The sequence below is a fragment of the Arthrobacter sp. TMT4-20 genome (assembly GCF_054510775.1).
This window is the reverse complement of record NZ_JBTNDW010000001.1, coordinates 376,877-398,293: the sequence shown is the minus strand read 5'-3', so window position 1 is coordinate 398,293 and position 21,417 is coordinate 376,877. Positions and strand designations below refer to the sequence as shown.

The 21,417-nt window shown below is 63.8% G+C and carries 24 protein-coding genes; 12 read left to right on the top strand and 12 right to left on the bottom strand.

Translation table 11 applies throughout. From position 1 onward, the window contains the following. Positions 1–84: 84 nt before the first annotated feature. On the top strand, positions 85–1,368 hold the full coding sequence (locus tag ACX80Z_RS01810) for a citrate synthase (protein WP_019481633.1): 1,284 nt from the start codon (positions 85–87) through the stop codon (positions 1,366–1,368). A gap of 87 nt (positions 1,369–1,455) precedes the next feature. Here ACX80Z_RS01810 and galE read toward each other — a convergent pair whose 3' ends face one another. Continuing rightward, positions 1,456–2,469 carry a UDP-glucose 4-epimerase GalE gene (gene galE, locus ACX80Z_RS01805; protein WP_116778680.1) on the bottom strand — a complete coding sequence of 338 codons (1,014 nt, stop codon included), beginning with the start codon at positions 2,467–2,469 and terminating at the stop codon, positions 1,456–1,458. A gap of 141 nt (positions 2,470–2,610) precedes the next feature. Here galE and ACX80Z_RS01800 point away from each other — a divergent pair, with 141 nt between their 5' ends. Continuing rightward, positions 2,611–3,213: a hypothetical protein gene (locus ACX80Z_RS01800; RefSeq protein WP_019481635.1), complete on the top strand. Its 603-nt coding sequence runs from the start codon at positions 2,611–2,613 to the stop codon at positions 3,211–3,213. Positions 3,214–3,221: 8 nt separating this feature from the next. On the opposite strand, the gene ACX80Z_RS01795 is transcribed toward ACX80Z_RS01800, so the two are convergent. Both ACX80Z_RS01795 and dapD read right to left on the bottom strand, forming a co-directional pair. Further along, entirely contained in the window at positions 3,222–4,055 is an 834-nt protein-coding gene (locus ACX80Z_RS01795) for a hypothetical protein (RefSeq protein WP_116778681.1), read from the bottom strand. Between the two features lie 45 nt (positions 4,056–4,100). Then, the gene (dapD, locus tag ACX80Z_RS01790; RefSeq protein WP_019481637.1) at positions 4,101–5,063 is read right to left on the bottom strand and encodes a 2,3,4,5-tetrahydropyridine-2,6-dicarboxylate N-succinyltransferase; all 963 of its coding nucleotides are present in this window, start codon (positions 5,061–5,063) and stop codon (positions 4,101–4,103) included. A gap of 33 nt (positions 5,064–5,096) precedes the next feature. Between dapD and dapE the strand changes: the two genes are divergently transcribed. Next, positions 5,097–6,188 (top strand): succinyl-diaminopimelate desuccinylase, encoded by a 1,092-nt coding sequence (dapE, locus tag ACX80Z_RS01785; RefSeq protein WP_019481638.1) that lies wholly within the window; start codon positions 5,097–5,099, stop codon positions 6,186–6,188. 105 nt (positions 6,189–6,293) lie between these two features. Here dapE and ACX80Z_RS01780 read toward each other — a convergent pair whose 3' ends face one another. From ACX80Z_RS01780 to ACX80Z_RS01765, 4 genes are all read right to left on the bottom strand, one after another. Then, a complete protein-coding gene (locus tag ACX80Z_RS01780) occupies positions 6,294–7,160 on the bottom strand; it encodes an amino acid ABC transporter permease (protein ID WP_019481639.1) in 867 nt (288 codons plus the stop codon). Then, positions 7,157–7,831 carry an amino acid ABC transporter permease gene (locus tag ACX80Z_RS01775; protein WP_019481640.1) on the bottom strand — a complete coding sequence of 225 codons (675 nt, stop codon included), beginning with the start codon at positions 7,829–7,831 and terminating at the stop codon, positions 7,157–7,159. The genes ACX80Z_RS01780 and ACX80Z_RS01775 overlap by 4 nt, the downstream gene beginning before the upstream one ends. Positions 7,832–7,928: 97 nt before the next feature. After that, entirely contained in the window at positions 7,929–8,774 is an 846-nt protein-coding gene (locus ACX80Z_RS01770) for a glutamate ABC transporter substrate-binding protein (protein ID WP_019481641.1), read from the bottom strand. 44 nt (positions 8,775–8,818) lie between these two features. Further along, complete coding sequence (locus ACX80Z_RS01765) at positions 8,819–9,601, bottom strand: amino acid ABC transporter ATP-binding protein (RefSeq protein ID WP_050994829.1); 783 nt, start codon at positions 9,599–9,601, stop codon at positions 8,819–8,821. 119 nt (positions 9,602–9,720) lie between these two features. Between ACX80Z_RS01765 and ACX80Z_RS01760 the strand changes: the two genes are divergently transcribed. From ACX80Z_RS01760 to ACX80Z_RS01745, 4 genes are all read left to right on the top strand, one after another. Further along, positions 9,721–10,506 (top strand): LOG family protein, encoded by a 786-nt coding sequence (locus ACX80Z_RS01760; protein WP_019481643.1) that lies wholly within the window; start codon positions 9,721–9,723, stop codon positions 10,504–10,506. A gap of 54 nt (positions 10,507–10,560) precedes the next feature. Beyond that, positions 10,561–10,881, top strand: coding sequence for a DivIVA domain-containing protein (locus ACX80Z_RS01755; RefSeq protein ID WP_019481644.1), 321 nt, complete (start codon positions 10,561–10,563; stop codon positions 10,879–10,881). After that, entirely contained in the window at positions 10,878–11,456 is a 579-nt protein-coding gene (locus tag ACX80Z_RS01750; RefSeq protein WP_019481645.1) for a DNA-3-methyladenine glycosylase I, read from the top strand. The genes ACX80Z_RS01755 and ACX80Z_RS01750 overlap by 4 nt, the downstream gene beginning before the upstream one ends. 155 nt (positions 11,457–11,611) lie before the next feature. Further along, positions 11,612–11,779 carry a DUF3117 domain-containing protein gene (locus ACX80Z_RS01745; protein WP_019481646.1) on the top strand — a complete coding sequence of 56 codons (168 nt, stop codon included), beginning with the start codon at positions 11,612–11,614 and terminating at the stop codon, positions 11,777–11,779. Positions 11,780–11,837: 58 nt separating this feature from the next. Here the strand turns inward: ACX80Z_RS01745 and ACX80Z_RS01740 are convergent, their stop codons facing one another. Beyond that, a complete protein-coding gene (locus ACX80Z_RS01740; RefSeq protein WP_019481647.1) occupies positions 11,838–12,485 on the bottom strand; it encodes an O-methyltransferase in 648 nt (215 codons plus the stop codon). 263 nt (positions 12,486–12,748) lie between these two features. Between ACX80Z_RS01740 and sigE the strand changes: the two genes are divergently transcribed. From sigE to ACX80Z_RS01725, 3 genes are read left to right on the top strand one after another with little or no spacing between them, the layout of a single operon-like run. Further along, the gene (gene sigE, locus ACX80Z_RS01735) at positions 12,749–13,381 is read left to right on the top strand and encodes an RNA polymerase sigma factor SigE (RefSeq protein WP_024476023.1); all 633 of its coding nucleotides are present in this window, start codon (positions 12,749–12,751) and stop codon (positions 13,379–13,381) included. A 5-nt stretch (positions 13,382–13,386) separates the two neighbouring features. Beyond that, on the top strand, positions 13,387–14,361 hold the full coding sequence (locus ACX80Z_RS01730) for an anti-sigma factor (protein ID WP_459304063.1): 975 nt from the start codon (positions 13,387–13,389) through the stop codon (positions 14,359–14,361). Positions 14,362–14,402: 41 nt separating this feature from the next. Beyond that, positions 14,403–14,813, top strand: coding sequence for a sec-independent translocase (locus tag ACX80Z_RS01725; RefSeq protein ID WP_019481650.1), 411 nt, complete (start codon positions 14,403–14,405; stop codon positions 14,811–14,813). Positions 14,814–14,862: 49 nt separating this feature from the next. Here the strand turns inward: ACX80Z_RS01725 and ACX80Z_RS01720 are convergent, their stop codons facing one another. Genes ACX80Z_RS01720 through ACX80Z_RS01710 form a run of 3 tightly spaced genes read right to left on the bottom strand, consistent with a single transcriptional unit; the run spans position 14,863 to position 17,847 of the window. After that, on the bottom strand, positions 14,863–15,981 hold the full coding sequence (locus ACX80Z_RS01720) for an Mrp/NBP35 family ATP-binding protein (protein WP_459314731.1): 1,119 nt from the start codon (positions 15,979–15,981) through the stop codon (positions 14,863–14,865). Continuing rightward, complete coding sequence (locus ACX80Z_RS01715) at positions 15,978–16,574, bottom strand: DUF1003 domain-containing protein (protein ID WP_019481652.1); 597 nt, start codon at positions 16,572–16,574, stop codon at positions 15,978–15,980. The genes ACX80Z_RS01720 and ACX80Z_RS01715 overlap by 4 nt, the downstream gene beginning before the upstream one ends. Then, the gene (locus ACX80Z_RS01710; protein WP_019481653.1) at positions 16,567–17,847 is read right to left on the bottom strand and encodes a magnesium transporter MgtE N-terminal domain-containing protein; all 1,281 of its coding nucleotides are present in this window, start codon (positions 17,845–17,847) and stop codon (positions 16,567–16,569) included. Before ACX80Z_RS01710 ends, ACX80Z_RS01715 begins: the two co-directional genes overlap by 8 nt. Before the next feature lie 118 nt (positions 17,848–17,965). Between ACX80Z_RS01710 and ACX80Z_RS01705 the strand changes: the two genes are divergently transcribed. After that, positions 17,966–18,847, top strand: a complete 882-nt coding sequence (locus ACX80Z_RS01705) for a general stress protein (RefSeq protein ID WP_459314730.1) — start codon at positions 17,966–17,968, stop codon at positions 18,845–18,847. Between the two features lie 37 nt (positions 18,848–18,884). On the opposite strand, the gene ACX80Z_RS01700 is transcribed toward ACX80Z_RS01705, so the two are convergent. Continuing rightward, entirely contained in the window at positions 18,885–20,471 is a 1,587-nt protein-coding gene (locus ACX80Z_RS01700; RefSeq protein ID WP_459304060.1) for an aminopeptidase P family protein, read from the bottom strand. 78 nt (positions 20,472–20,549) lie between these two features. Between ACX80Z_RS01700 and ACX80Z_RS01695 the strand changes: the two genes are divergently transcribed. Further along, on the top strand, positions 20,550–21,395 hold the full coding sequence (locus ACX80Z_RS01695; protein ID WP_459304059.1) for a PHP domain-containing protein: 846 nt from the start codon (positions 20,550–20,552) through the stop codon (positions 21,393–21,395). Positions 21,396–21,417 lie beyond the last annotated feature (22 nt).

Here is a 21,417-nt window from a genome sequence, read left to right as displayed (position 1 = left end):
CGGGTGTCCCTACCGGTAGCGTTTTGTTGAATGTGCGAAGGTGTCGCAAGCCAATGCATGCCACCACTCCTAGAGGAGAGTTCAATGACCGAGCAAAACGGTGCATCGTTGCACTATGACGGAGGGAAACTCAGCCTCCCGATGGTCAATGCTGCTGAAGGCAACAATGGCTATGACGTGTCGAAGCTGCTCAAGCAGACCGGCGCCGTCACCTACGACCCGGGCTTCATGAACACCGCGGCCACCACCTCGGCGATCACCTACATTGACGGCGATCAGGGCATCCTGCGTTACCGCGGATACCCAATCGACCAGTTGGCCCAGCACTCCAGCTTCCTTGAGGTTTCCTACCTGCTGATCTACGGGAACCTGCCGACCCCCACCGAACTGGCCGCCTTCGACGACCGCATCCGCCGGCACACGCTGCTCCATGAGGAACTCAAGGGTTTCTTCGGCGGCTTCCCCCGCGACGCGCACCCCATGCCGGTGCTGTCCTCGGCCGTCTCGGCGCTATCCACGTTCTACCAGGACTCCCTCGACCCGTTCGACGACGAACAGGTGGAGCTCTCCACCTTCCGCCTGATGGCGAAGCTGCCGGTCATCGCCGCCTATGCACACAAGAAGTCAATCGGCCAGCCGATGCTGTACCCGGACAACTCGATGAACCTGGTCGAGAACTTCCTCAGGCTCTCCTTCGGGCTGCCCGCGGAACCGTATGACCTGGACCCGATGATGGTCAAGGCCCTCGACCTGCTGCTGATCCTGCACGCCGACCACGAGCAGAACTGCTCCACCTCAACGGTTCGCCTGGTTGGCAGCTCGCACGCCAACATGTTCGCCTCGGTGTCTGCCGGTATCAACGCGCTCTTCGGCCCGCTGCACGGCGGGGCCAATGAAGCCGTACTGAACATGCTCCGCGATATCCAGGGCAAGGGCATGAAGCCCGAAGACTTCATGGAAAAGGTCAAGAACAAGGAAGACGGCGTGAAGCTGATGGGCTTCGGGCACCGCGTCTACAAGAATTACGACCCGCGCGCCACCATCGTGAAGGCCACCGCCCACGACATTCTTGGCAAACTCGGCGGCAATGACGAACTGCTCGACATCGCGATGCGCCTCGAAGAGAAGGCCCTGGCCGATGACTACTTCATCGAACGCAAGCTGTACCCGAACGTAGACTTCTACACCGGCCTGATCTACAAGGCGATGGGCTTCCCGGAAAAGATGTTCACCGTCTTGTTCGCGATCGGCCGGTTGCCGGGGTGGATCGCCCAGTGGCGTGAAATGATGCAGGACCCGCAAACCAAGATTGGTCGCCCCCGCCAGCTCTACACGGGCGAAGCAGCGCGCAACTACCCCGCAAGATAGCCCGCACCTACCGCTTACGACGACGGCCGGTCACCTTCGCAGGTGACCGGCCGTCGCGGTTAACGCGGGGAAGCCGCCGGGCGACTACTAGTCCGAGTAGCCCTGGGGATTGTGTTTTTGCCAGCGCCAATGGTCCTCGCACATCTGCTGCAGGGAGCGGTGGGCCGACCAGCCGAGATCCGCCAGTGCGGCTGACGGGTCGGCATAGCTGACCGCCGCGTCGCCGGGCCGCCGGGCCGCGAATTCGTAGGGGATCTCATGCCCGGCAGCAGCGGAAAAGGCCGCAAGTACCTCAAGCACCGATGACCCGTTGCCGGTGCCCAGGTTCCAGCGGTGCACCCCGGCGTGGGTGGTCAGATAATCCAGCGCCGCCAGGTGCCCGGCTGCCAGGTCCACCACGTGAATGTAGTCGCGGATGCCCGTGCCATCGGGGGTGGGGTAATCGTTGCCGAAAACCATCACTTTCTCCCGGCGCCCCACTGCCACCTGGGCCACGAAGGGCAACAGGTTATTGGGAATGCCAGTGGGGTCCTCCCCAATCAGCCCGGATTCGTGGGCCCCGACCGGGTTGAAATACCTCAGCAAAGCAATGTTCCATCGGCCATCGGCGGCACCGAGATCCGAGAGGATGTCCTCGATCTGTTCCTTGGTGCGGCCATAGGGATTGACCGCGTCAAGCGGCATTTTCTCGATCAGCGGAACCTCTTCCGAAGCGCCGTAGACGGTGGCGGAAGAGCTGAAAACCAGTGTCCTTACCTGTGCTGCATCCATGACCCGGAGCAGATTCAGCGTTCCGCCGACGTTGTTGTGATAGTAATGCAGCGGCTTGGCCACTGACTCGCCCACCGCCTTCAAACCAGCGAAGTGGATTACAGCATCAACAGCTTCTGCGTCGAAAACCGCCGTGAGTGCTGCCTCGTCGAGGAGATCCACTTTGTGGAAGGTAAGAGCCTTCGCACTCAGTTCCCTGACCCGGTCAAGGGCGGTCTCAGAGGAGTTCATGAGATTGTCGACAACCACCACCTGGTGGCCAGCTTCAAGGAGGGCGAGCGTCGTATGCGAGCCGATGTAGCCGCTGCCGCCGGTAACAAGAATTTTCATGCTTCCAGCCTAGTTTGTTACTGGGATATCGGTGGTCTTCACGGGTAGAGGGTCGCGGGCGTTCGGTCTACCCTTGGATTCAATAGGTCGAGTCTCTGCCGGGGAGGCCGGAGGATTCGCCCCAGAAAGGATGATTGGTTGATGACCGCGGGTGGTCATGGGTGGCACATTGTTGTTGACACGTCGCCGGTAATGCTGTTCTCCCTGTATTTGAGGGACTGCGCTGGGTTGGACGCTGTCGGGGTCCCGGTGGTGTCCGAGCTGGTCCCCTCGGTGCATCGGGTAGACCCCAGCCAACTGGTACACGACGCCGGGGGCCTGACGGTGCTCCGGATTGAATGGGAGACGTGGTGGCGTCAGCTGGTGGCGGACTGTTTCGACGCCGAGGCGACGGCACCGCATTTTCCGGAGCTGGCGTCCCTGCCCGCCCTTCAGCTGCTGGCTCAAGCCCACTATGGTGCGGCGATCGACTGGTCACGCGAGCGGAGGGCAGAGTATGCCGCGCTGAAACACCGGAGGGGAAAGGTTCGGCGGAGAGACCCGTTCGAGCAGCTGGTCGAGGAGCGGGAACTGGAGTTGGGCCGGAGCTCCCGGGCGTTTACCTTGCAGGTGGTCGAACTTCCGCTCAGCGAACCGCGTGCCTGGTTCGTTGAGCCAGCCACGCTTCTCATGAGCCAGGACCTCTCCGACGACGCACTAGCCTTCACTAGCTACGTTCGGCCGGTCGTGGAACTGCTCGCCTAGGACCCCGGTCAGGCGTCCGCCAAGGCCAGCTCGACGACAATCAGCCCAGTCGTTGTTTCAGCGGCTTCCCAGCCGTGAGTTGACCTGGTCCATTGCAGACCACCATAGGACACCGCTTCGATGTGCAGCGCCTTGGCGTTTGCGACCGCCCATTGCGCGGTTGCCCAGCCCTGGGTTCCGGAAGCAGCGAAACTGAGCGCCCCGTCGTCGTCCAGTGACGTTTCGAGGGGGCCGAAAACCTGTTCGGCGGCGGCCTGCACAGCGGCCGGGTCGCCCACCTGGTCGGTGCCCCGCAGGACACAGTTCAGGGAGGCAGGGGAGTTGCCGGTCAGGGCCGACGCAAAAGCGCGCCCCTCCGCCTCGTGATCGGCGTAGGCATCCGGCAGGGCGCTGCGTTGCACGGCCTGCGCCGCCTCGGTGATGGGCAGGGCCTCGTAGCCGGGTACCAGCACGAGCGCGTCGTAGAACGCCCCGGCCGCGTAGAGGGGATCCTGTACCTCGGCGTCGGTGCCCCAGCCCTGCGATGGCCGCTGCTGGAAGAGCCCGCGCGAATCCGGTCCGGCCTGGTCACCGTAGTCCAGGTTGCGGAGCCCCGACTCCTGGACCGCCGTCGCGAGCGCAATGGAAGCGGCCCGCGCCGGCAGCCCACGGGTGACGGCGACAGCGGCGATCAGCGAGGCATTCTCGGCCTGTTCGAGGCCAAGTTCGTAGGTATCGTCGCCGACGACGGCGGTGCAGCGCTCCCGCACCAGGACTTCCGACGTGTTCACCTGGCTGACGGCCAGATAGATGCCACCGGACAGCACCGCCAGCAGCACGACGAGAACCAGCGTCGTCTTCACCCGACGACGGCGACGCGCTTCGGCTTTCGAGTAAGCCACGGGTCCCTAGTTGGCGTGAAGCACTGAGTTCAAGGCGATCCCGTGGCCGCTGCGCGGACGTGCCTCGACGACGCCGGTCGCCGAGTTGCGGAGGAACAGCAGGAAGGACTCACCGGAGAGCTCGGCGGCCTTGACCACTCGCCCGTCCGGGAGGGTGACCTTGGTGCCAGCAGTAATGTACAGGCCGGCTTCGACGACGCAGTCGTCGCCGAGGGAAATCCCGATGCCGGCTTGAGCGCCGAGAAGGCACCGCTCGCCGATCGCCACCCGTTCCTTGCCGCCCCCGGAGAGTGTGCCCATGATGGATGCGCCGCCACCGATGTCCGAACCGTTGCCCACCACCACTCCGGCGGAAATGCGGCCTTCGACCATCGACTGGCCGAGGGTGCCCGCATTGAAGTTGACGAAGCCCTCGTGCATGACGGTGGTACCAACGGCTAGGTGTGCGCCAAGCCGCACCCGGTCGGCGTCGGCAATCCGTACCCCGGCGGGCAGTACGTAGTCGACCATGCGGGGGAACTTGTCCACGCCGTAGACCACTACCGTGCCGCGGGTCCGCAGCCGGAGGCGGGTGCTTTCGAAGTCTTCGACGGGGCAGGGCCCGAAGTTGGTCCACACCACGTTGGCCAGCAGCCCAAACACGCCGTCGAGGTTGACGGTGTTGGGCGCTGCAAGCCGGTGGGACAGAAGGTGCAGGCGAAGATATGCGTCCGCCGCGTCGGTCGGCGCCGAATCCAGGTCGGCGTGCGCCGCAATGACTTCCTGGCTGGTGCCGCGCAGGTCATCGTTCCCGGCCAGGGCGTCGAGAGAGCTTCTGAGATCCTCCTGCGATGTGTCGCCGAGTTCGGGGCGGGGAAACCACACATCAAGGACGGTGCGGTTGGCGGCGAAGGTCGCCAGACCCAGTCCGTGGGCTGAGCGGGGGCCTGGATCGGTTGCTGGCGTGGGGGCTGTGGCTCGTTCAGTCATGGCCTCAAGTCTACCGAGCGATAGGCTGGATCAATGACCGCTAACCTCCCCGCAGCCCTTGACCTTTCTGCCGATGTTGCAGCTCTGACCGCCTCTCTCCTCGACATTGAGAGCGTCTCCGGCAATGAGCGGACCCTCGCCGACGCCGTCGAAACCGCCTTGCAGGCCTGCCCTCATCTGGAGCTGGTGCGCGACGGCGACTCAATCATCGCGCGGACCTCACTGGGCCGTGCCGAACGGGTCATCCTCGCCGGCCATCTGGACACCGTGCCCCTTCCAGGTGTTCCCGGCTCCCGGGGAACCGTCCCCAGCACCTGGGACGGCGAAGTGCTTTACGGCAGGGGTGCCACCGATATGAAGGGCGGGGTGGCGGTCCAGTTGGCGCTCGCCGCAGCGCTGACCGATCCCGCCCGCGACATTACCTACGTGTTTTACGACCACGAGGAAGTCGATGCGTCGTTGAGTGGGCTTGGCAGGCTGGTGACCAGGTTCCCTGACTGGTTGACCGCCGATTTCGCAGTGTTGCTGGAACCCACGGACGGTACCGTCGAGGGCGGCTGCAACGGCACCGCCCGCTTCAATGTCACCACCACCGGCCGGGCAGCGCACTCGGCACGTGCCTGGATGGGGGAGAACGCCATCCATGCGGCTGGCGACATCCTGACCCGGCTTCGCGACCACGAACCACTCACCGTTGACGTGGATGGTCTCGCCTACCGGGAGAGCCTTAACGCGGTGATGATCAAGGGCGGCACGGCTGGGAACGTCATCCCCGACCGGACAGTGGTTGAGGTGAACTACCGGTTTGCGCCGGATAAGTCGCCCGACGACGCCGAGGCTTACGTCCGGGCGGTGCTGGAGGGCTACGACGTCGAACGCACCGACGCTGCCGCCGGCGCCCGCCCCGGGCTGCACCATCCTGCGGCAGCAGACTTCGTGGCGGCCGTGGGTGCCGAGCCCAAACCGAAGTACGGCTGGACCGACGTCGCCCGCTTCAGCGAGTTGGGCATCCCGGCCGTGAACTTCGGGCCGGGTGATCCGCTGCTGGCGCACTCGGATAACGAGCACGTCAGCGCCGACGAGATCCGCGAGTGCCTGAGGGCGCTGAAGACCTGGCTGGGCTAGCCCACCCAGACGGCGGGCTCAGGCAGCCATTGGACAAGAAAGTGCGGCTCCACCTTTAGGTGTAGCCCCACTCTTGCCGTGCGCTGATTGCAGTCGGTGGGCTGGCTAGGGCACGGGGGCCGCTGCAGCCAGTTCCGGATCCTCGGTCTGCTTGACCTTGCGACCTGTCCTGAAGCTCAGCAGCGTGGAGAGCTTGTTGGCTGCCGAGGAGAGGGCGAAGTTGATCAGGATGAAGATGAAGGCAGCAATCAGGAGGGACTGCAGCAGGTTGCCTTCACCGACGCCGAGGCGGCGGGAGAACTGGAGGAGTTCCGCGTAGCCGATGATGTAGCCCAGTGCGGAGTCCTTGAGGATGACGACGAACTGGCTGACCATGGCTGGCAGCATCGCGACCAGCGCCTGGGGAATCTCGATGCTCCGCAGGGACTTGCCCGGGGTCATACCGATGGCCATCGCCGCTTCGCGCTGGCCCTTGGGAAGGCCATGTACTCCGGATCGGACCAGTTCGGCGATCACCGACCCGTTGTACAGGGTCAGTGCCGTCACAACTGCCACAAAGATCGGATCATCGATGAAACCAACCTGAGCCAGGGCAAGCCACAGGAAGATCATCATCAGCAGGACGGGTACCGCACGGAGAAATTCGACGACGAGACCAGCAACCCAGCGGACCGGTGCGATATGGGATAGTCGGCCGATCCCGAACAGCAGCCCAAACGCGATCGAGGTGACCACTGCGACCGCCGCGGCCTTAAGGGTGCTGAGCAGGCCCGGGAGAATGAAGAACTCCCAGGTCCGCCACTCGAGGAAGGGCGTCCACTTGGCGGCTTCGAACTGGCCCTGGGCGGCCAGAGCTACTACTACGTAGCCTAAGAGGCCCAGCACCAGCAGCACGCCAGCGATATTGCCAAGAAGGATGCGGCGCTTGCCCTTCGGGCCCGGTGCATCGAATAGAACCTGTTGAGCGCTCATCGTGCCACCGCCAGTTTCCTTGACAACCAGGTAGTAAGAAGGCCGATGGGGACAACGATGATCACGAAGCCCATGGCGAAGATAAAGAAGATGGGAATCACCAGGTCACCCCTGAACTCGATCATTTCCTTCATCAGGTTTGAGGACTCGATCACCGATCCAGCGAACGCGACAGTCGAGTTCTTGGTCAGGGCAATGAGGACGTTACCAAGCGGTGCAACTGCACCGCGGAGCGCCTGCGGCAGAATGATCAGGCGGGCGGCCGGCAGGAAGCTTAACCCAATAGCGCGGGCGGCCTCTGCCTGGCCGAGGGGAACGGTGTTGACACCGCTGCGGATCGCTTCACAAACGAAGGCCGCGTGGTAGATGCTCAAGCCCAGGATGGCCAGGCGGAGGAAATTCACCTGGAAATCCTCGGCCAGGACCACATTCAGTTGTCCCCACAGCCCGAGGACACCGAAGGCAATGATCACCGTGAGCGGTGTGTTCCGGAAGATATTCACATACGCCGCGCCGAACCACTGCAGGCTGGCGATCGGCGAGATGCGCATGAGCGCAAGGATAGTTCCCAGGATAAATGACCAGATAGCGGCCCAAAACGTCAGCTGGATATTGACCCAGAACGCTCCAGCGACGTCGTACGTCTCAAAGAGCGATAGGAAGTTATCCATGGTTCACCTCTTCCGTGGTGTTGAAAACCGTAAAGTTGAAAAGCCTTGGTGAGGCAGCCGCGAAGCTACCCCACCAAGGCAAAAAAACGGCTCGAGCTTAGGCGCAGGCGTCAGGCTCTGGTGGGTTCAGCTCGTCGTTGAAGGTGTAGTCAGCGCCCTCGGTGTTGTTCGTGATGGCTTCTTCCCAGGCACCCTCGTCGATCATCTTGACGATGGCGGCGTTGACATCTTCACACAGGTCGCTGCCCTTGGTGAGGCCAACTCCATAGTTCTCCTCGGAGAACGGGTTGCCCACCACCTTGAACTGGCCGGCATTGGCTTCCTGCGCGGCGAGGCCAGCCAGGATGATGTCATCGGTGGTGACGGCGTCGATCTGGCCGCCGCCCATCAGCGAGACACACTCGGCGTAGCCGGGCTGCTCAACCAGGTTGGCATCGGCGCCGAACTCTTCGTTGATACGAGCAGCCGAGGTGGAACCGGCAACCGAGCAAAGGTTCTTGCCGGTCAGCGACTCTGGCCCGGTGATTTCCTCGTCGTCTGCGCGGACCAGGAGGTCCTGGCCGGCAACGAAGTACGGTCCGGCGAAGTCGACGGTTTCCTTGCGCTCGTCAGTGATGGAATAGGTAGCGAAAATCATGTCCACCTCTTCGGTGGAGAGCAGATTCTCGCGGTTGGCCGAAGGAGCCTCGACCCATTCGATCTGGTCCTCGGAGTAACCGAGCTCGGTGGCCACATATTTTGCAACGTCGACGTCGAAGCCGGAGTACTCGCCGCCCTCATCGAAGCCCAGGCCCGGCTGGTCGAACTTGATGCCGATGCGGATGCTGTCGGAGCCTGCATCTGTCGCGGTGTCGTCGCCACCCTCGTCCCCGCCGCCACAGGCGGAAAGGGTGAGTGCTGCTACAGCTGCCATGGCGGCTGCTGCGTAACGGGTCTTGCGCATGATTTCTCCTTGCGTTTCGTCTGACTTGATGAAAATTTGTGGGGCTAATGCGCCAGGATCTTGCCGAGGAAGTCTTTGGCTCGGGTGCTCTGGGGGTTGGTGAAGAACTCTTCGGGGGTGGCCTCCTCGACGATCTGGCCGCCGTCCATGAAGATCACCCGGTCCGCTGCCTTGCGGGCGAAGCCCATTTCGTGGGTCACCACGATCATGGTCATACCCTCTTTGGCCAGGGTGACCATCGCGTCGAGGACCTCGTTGATCATTTCGGGGTCAAGCGCGGAGGTGGGTTCGTCAAACAGCATCACCTTCGGCTGCATGGCAAGCGCACGGGCAATCGCCACACGTTGCTGCTGACCGCCGGAAAGCTGCGCTGGCAGTTTCTGGGCCTGGTTATCAACCCCTACCCGCTTCAGCAGGGACATGGCCAGCTCCTTGGCCTCGGCACTTTTCATGCCTTTGACCTTGATCGGCCCCAACGTCACATTTTCGAGGATGGATTTGTGGGCAAACAGGTTGAAGGACTGGAACACCATCCCGACGTCGGCGCGGAGTTTTGCAAGCGCCTTGCCCTCGGCAGGCAGTTTAACGCCGTCGATCCGGATCTCTCCGTCGTCGATGGTTTCCAGCCGGTTGATGGCACGGCAGAGGGTTGATTTACCGGAACCGGACGGTCCGATCACCACCACCACCTCACCGCGGGCCACCTCGAGGTTGATGTTCTGCAGCACATGGAGTTCGCCGTAGTGCTTGTTGACGTTCTTCAGCAGCACGAGCGGCGTCTCAGATGATGGTGCAGCGGGCGAGTTCGCTTCGAAATCACTGGTCATAGAGATGAATGTAGCGAACGAATGCCCGCTGGCAACACATGATTGTTGCGATTTGGTAAATCGTGACTCAAGAGCAACCAAGACCCAAAGGGGTTGCGGAGGGCGGATAGGCTCAAAAGATGGCTTCCAACGAGTTTTTGTCCAGTCCAGAATCCAATGCCGCCCGCGCCACCCCGTCACGCCGGCGAGGCCAGGTGGAGCTCCGCCGTGGGCAGATCCAGGCGCCTCAATCTGACAGCTACCTGCTGGACTCAGGGGGCGGGAACCACTTCACCAAGACGGACCCGTGGCGGGTGTTGCGTATCCAGAGCGAGTTCGTCGAAGGTTTCGGGACACTCGCCGAGCTTGGGCCGGCTATCAGTGTGTTCGGCTCGGCGCGGACCCCACGGGATTCGCCGTTCTACGCGATGGGTGAGGAGGTGGGCCGGCGCCTGGTGGAGGCAAACTATGCGGTCATCACAGGTGGAGGTCCGGGAGCCATGGAAGCGGCCAACAAGGGAGCCTGCGAGGCCGGCGGACTCTCAGTTGGTCTCGGCATCGAGCTGCCGTTCGAACATGGGATGAATGAGTGGGTGGACCTTGGAGTGAACTTCAGGTACTTCTTCGTCCGAAAAACCATGTTCGTGAAATATGCGCAAGGGTTCATCGTCCTGCCGGGCGGATTCGGCACCCTGGATGAACTATTCGAAGCCATGACCCTGGTCCAGACCAGGAAGGTCACCTCCTTCCCCATTGTCCTGATGGGCACTGAGTTCTGGGCGCCGCTCTGGGATTGGGTGAGGGGCAGCCTGCTGGCGAACGGGATGATCTCCGCCAGGGACCTGGACCTGGTGCATCTGGTGGACGACCCAGCCGAAGCCGTCCGGCTGGTGCAGGCAGACACCGCATCACACAAGTCACCGTGACCATTCGCTGGCACCAATAACAATGGCACCGTTAACTCTGGCAGCATTGACACGGTGAGTATTTTCCTGGTGTTTATTGCTATCGCTGTGGTGGGTGCTGTGGCTTTCGCCGTCGTCGGACGGCAGCGTCCGGGAGGGGATCTGACGGTCCCCGGGCATCCTGCGGGGCTGGTCGAACCCGCCCCGTCCCTGCCCGCAGTGCTGCTGCCCGACGACCCCCACCCTTCCGACATCGATAGAATCCGCTTCGCCCCCGCCTTGCGTGGGTACCGGATGGACCAGGTCGACGAGGTCCTCGAGAAGCTGGCGTCAGCGCTCGCCGAGCGGGACGAGATCATCGCCGACCTCCGACGGTCCCGCCAGGACAGCCGATGAGCGGCGCGGCACTCGGGGAGGACGGGCGGGTGCGCTGCGACTGGGCCAACGCTACTGCCGATTACCGGACCTACCACGACGAGGAATGGGGTCGCTCCGTCTCCGGGGAGGCAGCCCTGTTTGAACGGCTCAGCCTCGAAGCCTTCCAGTCCGGTCTAAGCTGGATCACCATTCTGCGGAAGCGGGAGTCCTTCCGGGCGGCCTTCAGGGAGTTCGACCCGGCCGTGGTGGCAGAATTCGACGACGACGACGTCGAGCGGTTGCTTCAGGATGCCGGAATTGTCCGTAACCGGGCGAAGATCCTCGCAACCATTGCGAATGCCCGGGCGCTGCTGGCTCTCCCACCGGGTGAAAGCCTCGCCAATATCCTTGAAGCGCACCGGCCAGCACCTCGTCCCGCCCCGGTTGCACTGACCGACGTGCCTGCGGTTGTCCCTGAATCGGTGGCACTGGCAAAGGCCCTGCGGTCGCACGGATTCAGGTTTGTTGGTCCCACTACCGGGTACGCCATGATGCAGGCAACCGGGTACGTCAATGACCATCTGCTGCACTGCTGGGTGCGGGGCTCGATGTGACCCACAACGCACCGCGATTCGCCGAGTCCGGCTCTGTGCGGGATAATGGTGGAGGATCAATGCGCGGGGGCCAGCATGCCGCCGTGTCACTGACGTTAATTTTCGTTGACGGGCGGCCGGGGATCCCGGGCGCGCACATTTGAAGGGATACCTTTATGGCTGCCATGAAACCGCGGACCGGCGATGGGCCGATGGAAGTCACCAAAGAGGGCCGCAGCCTAATCATGCGGGTACCGATTGATGGTGGCGGGCGGCTAGTGGTCGAACTCAATGCGGAGGAAGCCGGCAACCTCAAGGACTGCCTTTTGACGGTCACCGAGTAGTCGCCCAAAGTGGCAGCGCTGCTGGGGTCGGCCCCAAGGGTGCCGACCCCAGCAGTGACTACTTACGGATGGCTGGCATCTTAACGGCGAGCAGCAGGCCATGGCCGGTGGGAAGCATGGCCGACACCAGTTGCTCGTGGTCGCGAATAGTGCGTCCCACCTGGCGGAGAATGTTGGTCGAATCCTCTCGGATGGCCGGATCTGCCACCCGATCCTGATCCAGTGCGTCGTTGAGCATCAACATGCCGCCCGGCTTCAGCAGGCGGATGGCCTGATTTGCGTAGAGCGGCAGACCGGCCTTGTCTGCGTCGATAAAGACCAGATCGTAGGCGGCGTCAGTGAGGCGGGGCAACACGTCAGCGGCCCGGCCTGAGATGGTGCGTGTCCGGTTCCCCGGCACGCCAGCCTCGGCGTAGGCCTCTCTCGCCGCGCGGAGGTGGTCGACGTCGGAGTCGATGGTGGTCAGGACCGACTGCGGTCCCAGGCCGCGCAGGATACATACCCCGGACACACCGGCCCCGGCACCGATCTCCACAACTGTCTGTGCCTTTGACGTCGCAGCAAGGACTGTTAACGCGGCCGCGACACCGGTGCTGACCGGCGTGACCCCAAGCTCGTAGGACCGGTCCCGGGCACGCAGCAGGACTTCATCCTCGTCGGGCAGCCCCTCGGCGTATGACCAGCTACTTTGTTTGTCCGCGCTCATGTATTTACCGTTCAGTCTTCTCGTTCAGGGGACGTTCTCGCTTTGGTACCCAGCCTACTGGTTGGGGGGCTCCTCGCCCCATTTGGGTGATCAACGGAATCCGAGCGCCGTCGCAGGGCTTTCGCAGGCCAGGGCACACCAGTTTTCCAGCGATCTCCCAGCTTGATAGGGCAATATTTCTAGCTCCAGGCATCCGGTGAACCATTGGCCGCGAATACCTTGGGAGACGGCAAAATGCTGTTTCACACTGGGAGGAGAGGTTGATGTCCACTTCGCAAACAACGGTGGCCGCTGCCACCGTCACCGATGAAGCAGCAGGCACGGACGCCGCCTGGGTGGCGCCCTCCTGGGAAGAAGTGGTGGTTGTCCATTCGCCGAAGGTGTACCGGCTGGCCTACCGCCTGACCGGCAACAAGTTCGACGCCGAGGATCTCACCCAGGAAGTGTTTGTCAGGGTCTTCCGGTCCCTGGCCAACTTCACGCCTGGCACCCTCGATGGGTGGCTGCACCGAATCACCACCAATCTGTTCCTGGATCAGGCTCGCCGGAAAAGCCGGATCAGGTTCGATGGCCTGACGGAGGAGGCCGAAAGCCGCCTGCCCAGCGCCCATCCCGGGCCGGAACGCAGTTTTGAATTCAACAACCTCGACATTGATGTGCAGGCTGCCCTCGAAGAGCTCCCACCCGATTTCCGGGCGGCTGTGGTCCTGTGCGATCTGGAAGGGCTCGCCTACAACGAGGTGGCTGAAGCCCTCGGGGTGAAGCTGGGAACAGTGCGCTCACGGATCCACCGGGGGCGCACCATGCTGCGCGAAAAGCTTGCTCACCGCGACCCGGCCCTGACCGCCGCCAAAAGCCCCCGAATGAAGCTGCCCCGGATTGCGGGTGCCCGTTAGCGGCCATGCGACATCCGAAGCGGCATCTAGCTGATTTCGTAGACGGGGAGTTGCCCTTGGACCGCCGCAGGGCGGTGGAAAGCCACCTCGCCCGCTGCGCTTCCTGCCGGGACACCGTGCGGGAGCATCGGGGTGTCCGAAACCGGCTGCAAAGCTCAGAGATCCCACGGCCCGACGCCGATCTGTTCGATCGCATCATGGCGACCGCCCAGCGCCACCCAGAGACGCGTCCCGGAGTGGCGCCCGACGTCGTCGGGGAGGAAAGGCACGGACCGCGCCGGCGGATGGCAGGGTTTGCCTCACGCCACCGCACACCGATGGCGGTGAGCGGAGGGCTGGCCGTCGTCGCGCTCGCAACGCTTACCGGTGCCTATGCCCTTGGCATCGAATCGGAGCATGAGGTCCTCGCCGGCAGCGGTCGAAGCGGGGCGCTGATGGCTGGCTGGCAGTCGGTTGCCTCCGACACCCCAACCCTGCTGGATGCCAGCCAGCTCGAAGAGCTCAGGGGCGGTGGCTGGTACTGCCCCGACCTCGAAATGATGGGGTTCAGCGTGGCGGGTGCGGAAGCCATCACTGTGGCGAACCGTCCGGCACTCATGATGGTGCTCAACGACGGAACTGACTCAGTCACGATCTACGAACAGCGCAAACTCGGCGACGGTCGGGCACCTGTCGCGTCACCGCCCATCAACGCCTTGACGGGGAACTCCGTCGTCGACGACGGCTTCGAACGCATCGGCGGGATGCAACGCCAAATCTGGGTCCACCCGGGGCACTCCTGGCAGGTGGTGCTCGATTCCCAGTCGGTGACCTACACCGTTGTCTCGAGTCTTCCCGCAGCAGAAATGCCGCAGGCTGTTAGCCAACTGGTACTGGCCGAGCACTCCCGGCTGGCGCCAACCGAGCCGACTCCGCATGACCCCCTGAGCAGGATTCTTCGAGGGCTCAACAAGCTGGCGCAGCCAGCCTCGGGACAGTGAGCCAAATAGCTCCTGTCGCCGCCGAAAGGTAGTCTTCTTCAGTGTTTGGAATCAACGGGCTCGAGTTTTTGCTGCTGGCTGTCATCGCCGTCATGGTTCTCGGACCTGAACGGCTGCCGGAGTATGCCGCCCAGCTGGGCAGGCTGGTGAAGGATCTCCGCCGGATGGCATCGGGCGCGCGGGAGCAGCTCCGTGAGGAAGTCGGCCCGGAGCTCGACGACGTCGACTGGCGCAAGCTCGACCCCCGCCAGTACGATCCGCGTCGGATCATCAAGGAAGCCCTGATCGACGACGTCCAGGACGCTTTCAAGCCTGTTAGCGGGGGAGCACCGAACCCGGCGGCCCCGGCTTCCGTCACGCCGCCAGCCCGGTCACGGCCGCTGCCGTCAGTCGCGACGTCACCACGGCTCAGCGCCGGCCAGCTGGCGCCGTTCGATGTGGAAGCCACCTAGCACCAGGCTGTTGCGCCCGGACGGAACCGGTCAGGCGAAGCCTGCCTGGCTAGGTGGGAGTGACCTTCAGCCGACGGCCGCCGAGGTCACGCGGACGGCGGGCGAGGGTGTCCGCTATCTGGCGAAGTTCCTGCGCTGCGGCGGATTCGCTGGTCCCATTAACGATAGGTTCCCCACTATCCCCACCCTCGCGAAGGGCAATCTCGAGTGGGACACTGCCGAGGAGCGGGACCGGGTAGCCCAGGGCCTCAGTGAGGCGGCCGGTCAGGGCGAGCCCGCCACCCTTGCCGAACAGTTCCATCCGTTCCCCACCGGGAAGCTCAAGCCAGGACATGTTCTCGATCACCCCTGAAACCTTCTGGCCCGTCTGGTTGGCCAGGGTCCCGGCGCGTTCAGCAACGTCCGCGGCCGCCGTCTGCGGCGTGGTGACCACCAACAGCTCCGACGAGGGCAGCAGTTGGGCCACAGAGATGGCGATGTCCCCGGTGCCAGGAGGAAGATCGAGGAACAATACGTCCAGATCGCCGAAGTGCACGTCGCTGAGAAACTGCTCAAGTGCCCGGTGAAGCATCGGCCCGCGCCAGGCGACCGGCTGATTGCCGGCGATGAACATGCCAATTGAAATGACTTTGACGTCGTAGGCGACCGGCGGGAGGATCATCTCATCGACCCGGGTTGGCGGCTGGGTGATCCCCAGCAGGGAAGGTACCGAGAAGCCGTAGACGTCAGCGTCGACAATCCCCACTCTCAGGCCCTGGGCGGCCATTGCCACCGCAAGATTCACTGTGACGCTCGATTTGCCGACCCCGCCTTTGCCGCTCGCCACCGCGTACACCCGGGTCAGTGAGCCCTCGTCGTTGAACGGGATGCCCTTCCGGCCACCGGGGCCCCTGAGCTGTTCCTTGAGCCGGTCGCGTTGCTGTTGGGTCATCACCGAGAGCCGTACGTCCACCGAGGTGACTCCGTGGAGGCCCCCTACCGCGGTTTCGACGTCGCGGGTGATGGTCCCGCGCAGCGGGCAGCCAGCAATGGTGAGCAGCACCTCAACGGTGACGGCGCCGCCGACGATATCGGTGCCCGCAACCATACCCAGCTCGGTGATTGGTTTGCGAAGTTCAGGGTCAATCACGGTGGCGAGGGCTGCATCCACCTGCTCCCGCAATGTCACAACCGGTCAGACCGGTTGGGCTGCAGCTTCGGCAGCGACGCCGTCTGGTCGCCGCCCTTCCGGCGCGACTTTTTATGGAGGGCCGTGTCTTTGTCTTCGGCGGTCTCAAGGATTTCCTCAAGGACTGAGCGCAGTTCGGACCGGACATAATCGCGCGTCGCGACCTCGCGGATCGCGATCCGCAATTCAGCGATTTCCCGGGTCAGATATTCGGTGTCGGAAAGGTTCCGTTCAGCACGCTGCCGATCCTGCCGCAGCGACACCCGGTCGCGGTCGTCCTGCCGGTTCTGTGCCAGAAGCAGCAGGGGTGCTGCATAGGATGCTTGGAGGGAGAGCATCAGGGTCAGCAGGGTGAAACCGATGGCGGCGCTGTCGAAACGCAGTCCGCCTGGGGCCCAGGAGTTCCAGGCCAGCCAGAGGGCAACAAAGACTGTCATGTAGAACAGGAACTGGGGTGTCCCCATGAACCGGGCGAAGTTTTCTGTGGCGCTCCCGAACCGGTCCGGGTTCGGCCGCAGCCGGGGCAGCCAGCGTTTACGGCTCTCGCGCGGGGTGTCGAGCCCTGTCGCAGTGGTTTTGATCCGCTCAGCCATTGGTTGCTCCCTTCGTCAATCCCGGGTAGTCGTTGGCAGCGCGCCAATCATCGGGCAGCAGGTGGTCGAGGACGTCGTCGACTGTCACCGCTCCGACCAACCGACCTTCAGCGTTGACGACGGGAATGGAGTTCAGATTGTAGGTCGCAAGGATGCGGGCAACCTCGCTGATGTTGGCCTGGTCCCCGACGGGCTCCAGATCGGTGTCAACGATGTTCCCCAGCTGCTCCGGCGGAGGGAATCGCAGCAGCTGCTGGATGTGGACGACGCCGAGATACCGTCCGGTGGGTGTCTCAAGCGGTGGTCGGCACACGAAAATCGATGAGGCCAACGCTGGAGTCAGTTCCTCACGCCGGACGTGCGCGAGGGCTTCGGCCACTGTCGCCTCGGGCGGGAGGATGACCGGCACGGTGGTCATCATCGAGCCGGCAGTGTCCTCCTCGTATTGGAGCAGGCGTCGCACATCCTCTGCGTCTTCGGGTTCCATCAACGCGAGGAGGTCCTCCTTCTGCGCTTCGGGCAGTTCGTTGAGGAGGTCCGCGGCGTCGTCGGGGTCCATTTCCTCCAGCACATCGGCGGCACGTTCACGGTGGAGCGAAGAGATGATCTGCACCTGGTCATCGTCCGGGAGTTCCTGCAGGATGTCAGCGAGCCGGTCATCCTGCAGGGCGCCCGCAATCTCGGTGCGTCGTTTGTCGCTCATTTCGTGCAGCGCGTCCGCGAAGTCGGCCGGCTTGAGGTCCTCGTGTTGCGCAACAAACTGGGAAGCGCCCTGCGGTTCGGCAGCGTCCCCGTGGTAGGCGTCCAGCCAGTCGACAATGAGGCGTTCGCCCCGGCGGAGTCCACGCAGCGCCGACGACGACGAGCCGCGCCGGATGAATACCTGCGATACGTGCCAGTCGCCGGCGCGGTCCACCTCGATGGCGATATCCTCGATTACTGCCTCGCCGCTCCCGTCGCGCAGGGTCACCCGGCGGTCAAAAAGCTCACCCACCACCAGCATTTCGGCGCCGCGCTGTTCGAAGCGGCGGAGGTTGACCAGTCCGGTGCAGATGATCTGGGTCGAATCAATCGACGTGACCCGGGTCATCGGGACAAAGACCCGCCGTTTGCCGGGTACCTCCACCACCAGGCCAACGGCCTGGGGCGCGGTGTTCGGGCCGAGGTCAAGAACCACCGCATCACGAAGTCGGCCCAGACGGTCACCCAGTGGGTCAAACACGTCGAGGCCAAGCAGGCGCGCCACGAAGACGCGGGTGGGATTAGTGCTCACCTGCCTAGGCTACTTTGGAACGGCCGCTTCCGCCCTATTCGATCGGCGGCAACGTAGCGCTAGTTCACTGCGAGCGATACGGGCCCACAGGTCAGCCGTTCTGGGTGAGAATGGAACCATGTCAAATGTGCTTGGTCGAACGGCGTCACGGGATGAAGGCCGCATCCTGCCCAAAGGCGAAACGGTCGGACGGTACAGTGCCTACCTGGACGCGCAGAAGGCAGTGGATTACCTAGCCGACAGCAAGTTCCCCGTGCAGAAAGTCTCGATCATTGGCAGCGATCTGAAGACTGTGGAACGAGTGACGGGCCGGCTCAGCTACCCGCGGGTGGCATTGGCCAGCGCTGCAACGGGTGCATGGTTCGGATTTTTCGTGGGTCTGATCCTGACGCTGTTCGGCGACGGCGGTGCGTACCTGCCGATCTTCACCGCGATGGCGCTTGGCGCCGTGTTCTGGATGCTGTTTGGCGTCATCACCTACGCCTTCCAGCGTGGCAAGCGGGACTTCACCTCCACGAGTCAGGTCATCGCCACCAGCTACGATGTCATCGTCGAACCGGAATCGGCCGGTGAAGCTCGACGGATGCTGCAACAGTTGCCAATGAACGGTCAGGCCCAGCACCCCGGCGGGTCCGCGCAGGGGTGGCAACCACCGGCAGCGCCTCCCGGTAGCGGCCCGCAGGCGCCGGGCCAGCCCGGGCAGCCGCAGGCCTGGAAAGACCCGCTCGCCCAGCCCATCCAGAATCCACAGCAGCCCGGCACCCCGGAGTCCGGGACCGCTAGCCAGGGAAACGCGCCGGACCAGGCTGCACACACCGCAGCGGATGGGTCACAGGGTGCAGGCCCCTCCGGTCCCCGGCGTGGCCAGTTCGCTGACCTCCCCGACGGGCGGCCGCAGTACGGTGTCCGGGTTAACCCTCAGGAGAACAGTGCGGCCGCGACAGAAAGCCCGGCGAAGGGTCCCGAGGAATCGGGTCAGCCCGCCGACGAGCGTGCCTAGCCACCTTCGTTGGGGCTAGGCACGCTCGGGGCCGGGGCTACTCGCCGGTAGGGCTGTAGATCCCCGCCATCCACGCTTCGACGTCGTCGGCCTCGCGGGGCAGCGCCGCGCTCAGATTCACGGGGCCATCGGCGGTCATCAGGATGTCATCCTCGATCCGCACACCGATCCCGCGGAACTCCTCGGGGACCGCCAGATCCTCGTCCTTGAAGTACAGGCCTGGCTCGATGGTGAAGACCATACCTTCGGTCAGGATGCCGTCCAGGTAGAGCTCGCGCTTGGCCTGGGCGCAGTCGTGAACGTCCATGCCCAGGTGGTGGCTCGTACCATGCGGCATCCACCGGCGGTGGTGCTGGCCGTCCTGCGACAGGGCTTCCTCCAGGGACACGGGGAGGAGGCCCCAGGCGTCGAGTCGTTCCGCGAGAACGGTAATTGCCGCCTGGTGGACATCGCGGAACTTGCGGCCGGGTTGGGCCGCCGCGAATCCGGCGTCGGCGGCGTCGAGGACTGCCTGGTAGATCTTCCGCTGGATGTCGGTATACCTGCCGTTGACCGGGAGGGTGCGCGTGATGTCTGCGGTATAGAGGGTGTCAGCCTCGACGCCCGCGTCGAGGAGCAGGAGTTCCCCTGCGTGCACCGGCCCGTTGTTACGGATCCAGTGGAGCACCGTGGCATTGTTGCCACACGCGGCAATGGTGTCGTAGCCCAGGTCGTTGCCTTCTTCACGGGCGCGGGCGAAAAATGCTCCTTCGACGACACGCTCACCGCGATGGTGGGTGATGGCGCGGGGGAGTTCCTTGACCACCTCGTGGAAGCCGTTGACTGTCGCCGCGACGGCGACCTTCATCTGGTCCACCTCCCAGGCGTCCTTGATCAGGCGCAGTTCGGAGAGCGCTTCGGCGAGCTTGCCGTCGAGCTCATCGGATTTTTCCAGGTCGACGCCGGTGTTGATCCGGGAGGTGTCGACCAGGGCGTCCGCGTTGAGATCGACTTCGCGCAGCAACCGGATCCGCATGCCTCCCACCTCGGGGACGCCTGCGTCCTTGGTGACTGCGACTTCCAATTCGGCGAGGTCTGCAGTCTCGATGGAGAGCAGGGTCCTGATCTGCGCGTGTGACAGGCGTGAGCCGATCCAGAACTCGCCGTAGCGGGCATTGGCATAGAACTCGGGGTTGTCGTGACCAGCAAGCTCCCTGAAGTACAGGGTGGAGTGGTGCTGGCCGCCGTCGTCGCCGTGGCCAGCCTCGGTGGGCTCCATGATGAGCACTGCGTCGGGTTCGTGATCGAGCCCAAGACCGGTGAGGTGCGCAAACCCGGAATGCGGCCGGAAGCGGTAGTCGGTGTCGTTGGAGCGCACCTTGAACGGCCCGGCGGGGATGACGAGCCGTTCGCCAGGGAATCGGTCTGAGATAGCACGACGGCGTTTCGCGGCGTGCGGGGCTACCTCAGCCTCGGCGGGCAGCTCGGTGGGCTTGGGTTCCCACTGCTGGGCCATGAACGCCTTAAACGCCTCCGATTCGGGGCGCTGGGAACGGTTCTCGTTCCGGGCAACAAGAGGCTGCTCTTCGGTGGTTGAGAGCGCGCCGGCGGTCTGGGACAGGGTGTTGTTCTCTGCTGTACTCACCAGTCCATGATCTCACCGGTACCGGAGGCAACCAAACAGTTGTCAGGGAGAACACCACTGCGGGCGTAGATTAGGTGGGTGAGAATCGACCTACACACCCATTCAACCGTCTCGGACGGCACCGAAAGTCCTGCAGAGCTGATCAAGGCAGCGCTGGACGCGGAAATTGATGTGATTGCCCTGACCGATCACGACTCGACCGCGGGCTGGGCAGCAGCCGCAGCTGCGGCGCGTACCCATGGCGTGGCGCTGATCCCTGGCATGGAGGTGTCGTGCCGGACTGACACGGGTATCAGCGTTCATGTGCTCTCCTACCTGCACGATCCGCTACACCCCGGACTGAAGGCTGAAATCCTTCGGTCCAGGGACGCCCGATTGACGCGGGCCGAGCGAATGGTGGAGCGCCTCGGCGCCGACTATCCCATTACCTGGTCCGATGTGCAGGAGCACATCGCGGACGGGGCAACTGTCGGACGCCCCCATATCGCCGATTCTCTGGTGGCGCTGGGTATCGTTTCCAACCGGAGCGAAGCCTTCACCGATATCCTCACTGCCGCGTCCCCTTACTGGGTGGGCCACTACGCACCGCACCCCGCGCAGGCGGTGGAACTGATTCGCGCGGCGGGCGGCGTTGCGGTCTTCGCCCATCCGGTGGCATCGGCCCGCGGCCGGATCGTGGGTGACGATGTGATGGGCCAGATGATCGATGCCGGATTGCAGGGCCTGGAGATCGAACATCGCGACAACCCGGAGCCGGGACGCCGTGACCTGCGACGGATTGCTGCGGAGCATGGCTTGCTGGCCACTGGATCCAGCGACTACCACGGGGAAGGAAAACCGAACCGCCTGGGGGAGAACCTCACTGCCCCCGACGTGCTGGAGCAAATTGAAGCGTTGGCCACCGGGTCGGTAGTGGTTCGCTGAACACCTGCCTGCGCGAAGCGGG